Genomic DNA, 9,111 nt, shown 5'->3' with positions numbered 1-9,111 from the left:
GTCGGTGGCGGCGGCGCGGACCTGGTTGAGTATCTTGCGCAGCCGCTCGGCGAGCGCGCGCGCCTGCTCCGCGGTGAGCCGCGGGATATGGACATGAACGACGCTCAGCCGGTCATGATCGTCGACGTCCTTGCCGCCGTCGCCCAGGATCTCGACGACGCCGTTCTTGCCGTGCCGAACCGTCATGATCGGGTGGGTCACCAGCGTCGGCTCGCCGGCGGTCTCGGCGATCTCGCCGAGGATGGAATCGAACAGGAACGGCATGTTGTCGTTGACGACGGTGATGACCGTGACCGGCCTGCCGCCGCAGGAAACGCCTGAATCAGCTTCGATCGCGACGACGCTCTCGCCCTTCTTGTGGCCGGCGACCGCCCGGCTGGCGAGGTCGGCAGCGCGCTCCAGGTCGGCCACGTCATAGGCCGCGACATCCTCGGCCGGCGCACGAGCAAGCAGGTGGTCGGCAAGCCTCGCTGGGCTCTCTTCCGCTTTCACGGCGGCTGCGGCTCTCTTCTTCGGCTTGGATTTCACGCTGGCCATGACGCCAATTCCCTCCCGTGGCATGCTTTTGCGACTATGGTAGCCAGATGACTGCCGTTTGGCGACAAAGGTTTGACGACGTTTTAAAAAATTCGAACCGACGCCATCGCCCTGCAAGGAGAACGACCATGACCAACCGGATTACCGCGCTCGACCTGGTCCAGGCGGAGCTCGGCGAGGCGACAAAGGCCTATTTCGCCAAATGCGAGGAGAAGCTCGGCCTCGTTCCCAACGTGCTTCTGGCTTACGCCTTCGACGAGAAGAAGCTGCGCGCCTTCACCGACATGTATAACGACCTGATGCTCGGCGATTCCAGCCTGTCGAAGCTGGAGCGCGAGATGATCGCTGTGGTCGTCTCATCGATCAACCACTGCTTCTACTGCCTGACCGCGCATGGCGCGGCGGTGCGCCAGCTTTCCGGCCACCCGGCGCTTGGCGAGATGATGGTGATGAATTTCCGCGCCGCGGACCTGCCCCTTCGCCAGCGCGCGATGCTGGAGTTCGCGGTCAAGCTGACGGAAGAGCCGGCAAAGATCGTCGAGGCCGACCGAGCCACCTTGCGCCAGGCCGGCTTTACCGACCGCGATATCTGGGATATCGCTTCGACGGCCGCCTTCTTCAACATGTCGAACCGGGTGGCGGCTGCCGTCGACATGCGGCCGAACCCCGAATACCACGGCATGGCAAGGTGAGGCTTATCAGCCTCATATTAGCATCTGCGAATTTTGATTTGCCCGCCCCGCCGTTTGGTCCGATGATCAACGATTGCGGCATGGCCGCATATCGGATTGCGGAATGGCCGCATATCGGATTGCGGCATGGCCGCATGTCGCTAAAGCAATTCCAGGAAAAGTGAGAAACGGTTTCCCGCCCGGAATTGCGCCAAAACAGAGATAGCGCGGCGTGGCCGCATGCCGGTTCGACGCCGCCGACAAGGGAGGAGAACATGGCGAAGTTTCTCTATGTCTATCATGGCTCCGGCAAGATGCCGACCGATGAGGCCGAACGCAAAGCAGCGATGGATGCCTGGACCGGCTGGTACGGCAAGCTCGGCCAGGCCGTGGTCGACGGCGGCAATCCGGTCGGCATGTCGAGAACAGTGTTGCCCGGCGGCAAGGTCGAGAACAATGGCGGCAGCAATCCGACCGCCGGCTACACGATCGTCGAGGCGAAGGACATCGACGATGCCGTCGCCAAGGCCAAGGATTGCCCGATCCTGACGAACCCGGCCTTCACCGTCGAGATCGCGCCGATCATCGAGATGATGTGATGGTCGAGGGGCGCCCATGAATGCCGCGTGCCGGGTGAGCCGGTAGCCAACGAAGAGGCGGTGCGACCACCGATGGGGTTCGCCCCTATGAAGCAGTGTCGGCGCTGCCCCTCACCTGCCTGCCGGCATCCTCTCCCCGTATAGTGACGGGGAGAGGGGCGCTCTCATCGACGGTTTCGCGAATCGCCGGCGTTGCAAGAAGGGAGCCAGCGCTACGGCCAGCCACCTTCTCCCCGTCACTAATACGGGGAGAAGGTGCCGGCAGGCGGATGAGGGGCAGCGCAAGCATCCGAAGTAGCTGGCTCTGAGCCATCGCCCCCAGCCAAGCGGCCTCTTGCTCCTCCGCCGCCGCACGGCTAGAAGAACCGTCCCGACATCCATTTCGAGCTTCACTTTGCCTCAGTAACCGCCGGTCTCGTCTACTCCCCGAAAACACCGCAGGCGCAGCTTTGGCGGCACCTGCATCATTTTCATGTGTTCTTCAGGCGGGCGGTTCCGAGACCGGTTTGGCATTGCTGAGCCGCCGTCGTGCAATCCGTGCCGACGCCTAACATCCAACAAAACAGCCTTTCGCCACACCGTGCCCGCGCGGGCATCTCGGACATCGCCGGCCTGACGGACTTCCCGACGGGAAGGGCCTACCGGCATGTCTGGACTGTTGCGTATCCGCTGGGCGATCGCGCCGAAAATCGCGCCTCGACCTCTCATCAACTGCAACCGCTGCGGCGGCACCAGGCCTTATCGGTGCAGCGAAAAGTTCCGCGTCAACGCCCACGGCAAGCGCATCGATGCCTGGCTGATCTACCGCTGCACGGACTGCGACAATTCCTGGAACCGCACCATTTTTGAGCGCTGCAACCGCCGCAACATCGAACCGGCGGTGCTGGCGGCGCTCGAGAGCAACGATCCGGCGCTCGTGCGCAGCCATGCTTTCGATGCCACGGCACTACGGAGCCGGATCGGACGGATCGAGGAATTTCCGGATGTCACGATCCGAAAGGAGCTTCTGAATGGCAGGCCGGAAAGCGCTGCCGCGCTTTGGCTCGCACTTCGGCTCGACGCCGCGACGCCTTTGCGGCTCGACCGTCTGCTTGCCGGCGAACTCGGCATCTCGCGGTCGAGACTGCACAATTGGGAAGAGCGGCGCACGCTCGCTGTCGAACCTGACGGCGCCAGGGCCTTGCGCAGGCCGCCGCGCGACGGCATGGCGGTCCGCATCGATCTTTCCAGCGAAGCCGACCGCGACGCCATCGTCTCGGCCGCATGCGGATGAAACGAAAAGGGAGGGAGCAATGCCCCCTCCCTCAAATGACCGCTTGCGAAAAAGGCTTACGCTGCGCCCATCACCTTGGCCGACTTCTCGAAGCGCTTGCGCTCGTTCGGATCGAGATAGAGCTTCCTGAGCCGGATGGTCTTCGGCGTCACCTCGACAAGCTCGTCGTCCTGGATCCAGGCCAGCGCGCGCTCCAGCGTCATGCGCACCGGCGGCGTCAGCTTCACCGCCTCGTCCTTGCCGGCGGCACGGATGTTGGTGAGCTTCTTGCCCTTCAGCACGTTCACTTCCAGGTCGTTGTCGCGGCTATGGATACCGATGATCATGCCCTGATACACCTTGACGCCCGGATCGATGATCATCGGGCCTCGGTCTTCCAGGTTCCACATCGCGTAGGCGACCGACTCGCCCTGCTCGTTGGAGATCAGCACGCCATTGGTGCGGCCGGGCAATTCACCCTTGTACGGCTGATACGCGTGGAACAGCCGGTTCATCACGGCGGTGCCGCGCGTGTCGGTCAACAGCTCCGACTGGTAGCCGATCAGGCCGCGCGTCGGCGCGTGGAAGACGAGGCGCTGGCGGTTGCCGCCGGAGGGGCGCAGCTCGACCATCTCGGCCTTGCGCTCCGACATCTTCTGCACGACGACGCCGGCATGCTCCTCGTCGACGTCGATGACGACTTCTTCGACCGGCTCCAGCAACTGGCCGTCATCGCCCTTCTGCATGACGACGCGCGGCCGCGACACGGCGATCTCGAAGCCCTCGCGACGCATCGTCTCGATCAGCACCGCAAGCTGCAATTCGCCGCGGCCGGAGACAAAGAAGGAATCCTTCTCCGGCGATTCCTCGATCTTCAGCGCGACATTGCCTTCGGCCTCGCGCAGCAGCCGGTCGCGGATGACGCGGCTGGTCACCTTGTCGCCCTCGGTGCCGGCAAGCGGGCTGTCGTTGACCAGGAAGGACATCGTCACCGTCGGCGGATCGATCGGCTGCGCGTGCAGCGGCTCGGTTACCGTCGGGTCGCAGAACGTATCGGCGACCGTGCCTTTGGAGAGGCCGGCGATCGCCACGATGTCGCCCGCCTGCGCTTCCTCGATCGGCTGGCGCTCGAGGCCGCGGAAGGCGAGGATTTTCGAGATACGTCCGGTCTCGATCTGCGTGCCGTCGTGGTGCAGCACCTTGACCGCCTGATTGGGCTTCAGCGTGCCGGACTCGATACGCCCGGTGATGATGCGGCCGAGGAACGGATTGGCTTCCAGGATGGTGCCGATCATGCGGAATGGACCGGGATGCACGGTCGGCGCCGGCACATGCTTGACGACGAGGTCGAACAGCGGCGCCAGTCCCTGGTCCTTCGGGCCTTCCGGGTTTTCCGACACCCAGCCGTCGCGGCCCGAACCGTAGAGGATCGGGAAATCGAGCTGCTCGTCGGTGGCGTCGAGCGCGGCGAACAGGTCGAACACCTCGTTGACCACCTCGATATGGCGGGCATCGGGGCGGTCGATCTTGTTGATGACGACGATCGGCCTCAAGCCCACCTTGAGCGCCTTGCCGACGACGAATTTGGTCTGCGGCATCGGCCCTTCGGCGGCGTCGACCAGCACGATCGCCGAATCCACCATCGACAGGATGCGCTCGACCTCGCCGCCGAAGTCGGCGTGTCCGGGCGTGTCGACGATGTTGATGCGGGTGCCCTTCCAGTCGACCGAGGTCGCCTTCGCCAGGATGGTGATGCCGCGTTCCTTTTCGAGGTCGTTGGAATCCATGGCGCGTTCGGCGACGCGCTGGTTGTCGCGGAAGGCGCCGGACTGTTTGAGGAGCTGGTCGACGAGGGTGGTTTTCCCATGGTCGACATGCGCGATGATCGCGATATTGCGGAGGTTCATTTGTCTGGTCTCGGGAGCGTTGCAGGCAGCAGGCCCAAAAGCGCCGCCTTTTTCGGTTGCGCGGCTCATACAAGGTTTTTCGCAATTGCGAAAGGGGAGGCCCCGCCCCAAATACATGGTCACTGATTCTTAAACGTCTTGGTGTGAAATGATTCTGTTAACCAAGGCGGAACCTTTGAGGGGCCGGGCAGTTCGATGTTCATGACCGATCAGATGTCCAGATTGCGTCCGGTTTTCGCATGGGCGGCGCTTGGCGTGCTGCTTGCGGCCGGTGTGGCGCAGTCGGCCACGGCTCTGAGAGAGACCGGTTCCATCCAGCCGCCCGACGCCAGGACCGCGCAGCAGATGTTCGCCGACGCCCCTGACGGCGTCGACCCGATCGTTACCGGCCCGGTCAGCGCCGCTTTCAAGCAGCGTCAGAAGGCGGCCAACTGCGACACTGCCGTCTGGCCGAACATTCCCGCGACCTGCTATCCGGATTGATCTTCGCGACGGCTATCTGGCAAGGGTAGCACTCCGGCACACCCCCTCTGCCCTGCCGGGCATCTCCCCCGCAAGGGGGGAGATCAGATGTCGCCCTGGCTTTCGCCAATCGCCGACGTCGCAGAAAAGCGCCGCCAGCGGAGCTGCCAATCTCCCCCCTTGCGGGGGAGATGTCCGGCAGGACAGAGGGGGTGCTGTCCCTCCAACGTCAAAATTCTGCATCGCCGCAACGCTCCGAAGTGTAGAACCTCCTAAGCCGACCGCACCGGGTCGAGCGTGACCTTGTAAAGCTCGTTGTCGTCGCGATCCATCAGCCGCACGGTGAGCTGCTCGGTGGCGCCGGAAATGTCGACCAGACCGAAGAACTGCAACCCGGCCGACGGCGGCAGGTTCTGGCCCTGCTCGGCGGTCGGCGCCTTGATGAATTTCAGCTCCGGACCGAAGGTCATGTCGAAATCGTTGGGGCCGAACGTGCCGGCGTGGATCGGGCCGGAGACGAACTCCCAGAACGGATTGAAATCCTGGAACTTGGCCTTGTCCGGATTGTAGTAGTGCGCCGCCGTGTAGTGCACGTCGGCGGTGAGCCACACCGTGTTGGTGATGCCGGCGTTCTTGATGTAGCGCAGCAGGTCCGCGAATTCGAGCTCGCGCCCCTTCGGCGCGCCATTGTCGCCGTTGCTGACCGCCTCGGCGCCGGCTTTCTTGGCGGCGTCGTCCCAGACGATGAGGCCGAGCGGCATGTCGGCGGCGATGATCTTCCAGGTCGCCTTGGAATTCGCCAGTTCCCGCTTCAGCCACTTGGTCTGCTGTTCGCCGAGCATACGCGACTTGGGCGTCAGCGTTTCCTCCATGTCCGGGCCGTTCGGGCCGCGATAGGAGCGCATGTCGAGGAAGAACACGTCGAGCTGCGGGCCGTAAGCTATTCTGCGGTAGACGCGGCCCGGCTCCGACGGCTCGTAGCGGATGGTGGTCATCTCGTGGAAGGCGCGCGCCGCGCGAGCCGAGAGCACATGGATGGATTTTTCCGTGTAGCGATTGTCGGCCGTCAGGTTCTTCGAATCCGACCAATTGTTCAGCACCTCGTGGTCGTCCCACTGATAGAAGGTCGGGCAGATGGCGGAGAGGCCCAGCACGTGCTTGTCCATCATGTTGTATTTCCACTGGTCGCGGTACTCGTCCAGCGTCTCGGCCACCTTGCGCTTGCCGTCGATCATGACGACGTTCTTCCACTTGCCGCCGCTGGGCAGGTCGACCTCGTCCTTCATGGCGCCGTCGGCATAGATCGTGTCGCCGGAATGCAGGAAGAAGTCCGGCGTGTGTTTGGCGATGGTCGAGTAGGTCTTCATGCCGGTCTCGTCGATGCCCCAGCCCTGGCCGGCGGTGTCGCCCGACCAGGCGAAGCGCACGTCGCGCTTCGAGGCCGGCGCGGTGCGGAAGCGGCCGACGATCGGCTCGGAGACGGCGTTGATGTCGGAAAGGTCGGCCGCAGTCATGCGGTAGAAGATGTCCTGGTCGGAGGCTAGGTCGGTGAGCAGCCGTTTCACCGTATAGTCGCTGGCCGGCGAGGTATCGAGCGGCGCAAGCCTCGTCGCATCGGCGAAGCTCTCAGTCGTCGACACTTCGTACATGACGCGCGCCGGGCGGTCCGTGCGGGTCCAGACCATGCCCGAGGTGGCGTCGACATCGCCGGACTGGACGCCGTGGGTGAAGGCCGGGCGCTGGCTGGCGCGGGAATAGTAGGGCAGCGCGAGCCCGGAGGCGCCGACAAGGCCAAAGGCGCTGGCCGAGGTGATGAAAGCGCGGCGGGTCAACGAGATCTTGTTCATGGCTGTCTCCGGATGGCGTTGAACGGGACCGCCAAGCTCACGCCTCAATGTTTCAGGCGCATATCGGAACCATGAAGTTTTGATAACAGTGAACAGGTATCTCCCCCCTCGAGGGGGAGATGTCGCCGAAGGCGACAGAGGGGGTCACCTCGCGTGGAGCGCCAACACCCATTTGCAGCAGTAGGCCGAGCCCAGTCGGACCGACCCCCTCTGACCGCTTCGCGGCCATCTCCCCCTCAAGGGGGGAGATCAGCGCCTCAAGCCGCCTGCGGCTCCGGCTCGAACGCCGGCTTGCTCGTATTGATCAACAACGAAATGCACGCCGCGGCGATGCCCGTCATGCCGGCGATCATGAAGGCGAGTTCGTAGTTGCCCTGCAGTTCCCGCATCGTGCCGCCGAAGGCAGCCGCGGCTGCCGCGCCCACCTGGTGGCCGGCGACGATCCAACCGAAGACGATCGGGCCGCTGCGGTCGCCGAAGGCTTCGTTGGCGAGCCTGAGCGTCGGCGGCACGGTGGCGATCCAGTCGAGCCCGTAGAGCACAGCGAAGATGATCAGGCTGACCGCCGAGAAACCGGAATAGGGCAGATAGATCAGCGACAGGCCGCGCACCGCATAGTAGACGCCGAGCAGCTTTCGCGGATCGAAGCGGTCGGTGAGCCAGCCGGACAGCGTCGTGCCGATCAGGTCGAAGATGCCCATCATCGACAGCAGCCCGGCAGCCTGCACTTCGCCGATGCCCATGTCGCCGCAGAAGGCGATGAGATGCGTGCCGACGAGGCCGTTGGTGGTGAAGCCGCAGACGAAGAAAGTGGCGAACAAATACCAGAACACCCTGGTACCCGCGGCACGGCGCAGCGTGGAGAGCGTATGCGTCAGGAAATTGCCCTGCGAGGCCGGCGATACCGGCGGCACATCGTGAGCGTCGGCGCCGAAACGCACTTGGCCAATCGAGGCCGGGCGTTCCGGTACCAGCAGGAAGACGATGGGCACAAGCGCAGCAGTGGCAATGGCAACGGCGATCGCCACCGGCTTCCAGCCGCCGGCCTGCGCCAGCGAGGCGATCAGCGGCAGGAACACCAGCATGCCGGTGGCGCTCGATGCCGACATCAGGCCCATCATCAGGCCGCGATTGGTCTTGAACCAGCGATTGACGATGGTTGCGCCGAGCACGCTCGCCACCGCGCCCGAGCCGATGCCGGAAAACACGCCCCAGGTGATGAAGAGATGCCAGGGCTCGGTCATCAACAGGCTTAGCGCCGTCGAGCCCGACATGATGAGCAGCGAGGCAAGCAACGTGCGGCGCAGCCCGATGCGCTCCATCAGTGCCGCGGCGAAAGGACCGGTCAGGCCGTAAAGCAGAATGCCGACGCCGGCGGACAGCGAGATGACATCGCGGCGCCAACCGAAGCTCGCCTCCAGCGGCAGCATCATCACGGAAGGTGCCGAGCGAAGCCCGGCGGCGATCAGCAGGCAGAGGAAAATGACGGCCACGACGACAAAGGCGTAGCGCTGGCCAAACGGACGGGACTGAGCTATCATGTTACTGACCGGTACGTTGCAATGGGATGGCGCCATACATACGTACCGGTCAGTAACATTGTCAAGCGAGTTTGTTGAATGCCATCGGACAATAAAATTGAAGCGTCGGTGAATGAGGCCCATGCCGCGCCGGCGCCGAAGGCCGCCGACAAGATCCTCGACGTGGCGCGCCTGACGATCTCATCGACGCCGATCGCCCGGATGCCCTCGCGGTAAAAAAGATCGCGCGCCGGCGTCACCAAGCCCAGCCTCTACCGCAGCTTTCCGTCCAAGGACGAGCTCGCGGCCTCCTATC

Annotated in this window: 7 protein-coding genes and 2 pseudogenes; 5 read left to right on the top strand and 4 right to left on the bottom strand. The window is 64.0% G+C overall.

All coding sequences use genetic code 11. From position 1 onward, the window contains the following. A pseudogene (locus tag EOA38_RS18780) lies at nucleotides 1-537 on the bottom strand (NAD-glutamate dehydrogenase domain-containing protein); the annotation flags it as partial. A 128-nt stretch (nucleotides 538-665) separates the two neighbouring features. Between EOA38_RS18780 and EOA38_RS18775 the strand changes: the two are divergent. The 3 genes from EOA38_RS18775 to EOA38_RS18760 all read left to right on the top strand — a co-directional run bounded on the left by EOA38_RS18775 (nucleotide 666) and on the right by EOA38_RS18760 (nucleotide 3,080). Then, nucleotides 666-1,229 carry a peroxidase-related enzyme gene (locus tag EOA38_RS18775; protein ID WP_127299922.1) on the top strand — a complete coding sequence of 188 codons (564 nt, stop codon included), beginning with the start codon at nucleotides 666-668 and terminating at the stop codon, nucleotides 1,227-1,229. 254 nt (nucleotides 1,230-1,483) lie between these two features. After that, on the top strand, nucleotides 1,484-1,807 hold the full coding sequence (locus EOA38_RS18770; protein ID WP_126091307.1) for a YciI family protein: 324 nt from the start codon (nucleotides 1,484-1,486) through the stop codon (nucleotides 1,805-1,807). A gap of 646 nt (nucleotides 1,808-2,453) precedes the next feature. Next, complete coding sequence (locus EOA38_RS18760) at nucleotides 2,454-3,080, top strand: DUF1062 domain-containing protein (RefSeq protein WP_127299921.1); 627 nt, start codon at nucleotides 2,454-2,456, stop codon at nucleotides 3,078-3,080. A gap of 56 nt (nucleotides 3,081-3,136) precedes the next feature. On the opposite strand, the gene typA is transcribed toward EOA38_RS18760, so the two are convergent. Then, nucleotides 3,137-4,966, bottom strand: coding sequence for a translational GTPase TypA (gene typA, locus EOA38_RS18755; protein ID WP_127299920.1), 1,830 nt, complete (start codon nucleotides 4,964-4,966; stop codon nucleotides 3,137-3,139). A 213-nt stretch (nucleotides 4,967-5,179) separates the two neighbouring features. On the opposite strand from typA, the gene EOA38_RS18750 reads away from it, so the two are divergent. Next, nucleotides 5,180-5,449 carry a hypothetical protein gene (locus EOA38_RS18750; RefSeq protein WP_245480874.1) on the top strand — a complete coding sequence of 90 codons (270 nt, stop codon included), beginning with the start codon at nucleotides 5,180-5,182 and terminating at the stop codon, nucleotides 5,447-5,449. Between the two features lie 251 nt (nucleotides 5,450-5,700). On the opposite strand, the gene EOA38_RS18740 is transcribed toward EOA38_RS18750, so the two are convergent. Together EOA38_RS18740 and EOA38_RS18735 are read right to left on the bottom strand one after the other, a co-directional pair. Then, the gene (locus EOA38_RS18740) at nucleotides 5,701-7,275 is read right to left on the bottom strand and encodes an alkaline phosphatase (RefSeq protein WP_127299919.1); all 1,575 of its coding nucleotides are present in this window, start codon (nucleotides 7,273-7,275) and stop codon (nucleotides 5,701-5,703) included. Nucleotides 7,276-7,532: 257 nt separating this feature from the next. After that, a complete protein-coding gene (locus EOA38_RS18735; RefSeq protein ID WP_127299918.1) occupies nucleotides 7,533-8,816 on the bottom strand; it encodes an MFS transporter in 1,284 nt (427 codons plus the stop codon). 228 nt (nucleotides 8,817-9,044) lie between these two features. Between EOA38_RS18735 and EOA38_RS40980 the strand changes: the two are divergent. Next, nucleotides 9,045-9,111 (top strand): annotated as a pseudogene (locus EOA38_RS40980) (TetR/AcrR family transcriptional regulator); the annotation flags it as partial.

It is taken from the genome of Mesorhizobium sp. M1E.F.Ca.ET.041.01.1.1 (assembly GCF_003997355.1).
GTDB lineage: Bacteria > Pseudomonadota > Alphaproteobacteria > Rhizobiales > Rhizobiaceae > Mesorhizobium.
This window is presented reverse-complemented; position numbering and strand designations above follow the sequence as displayed.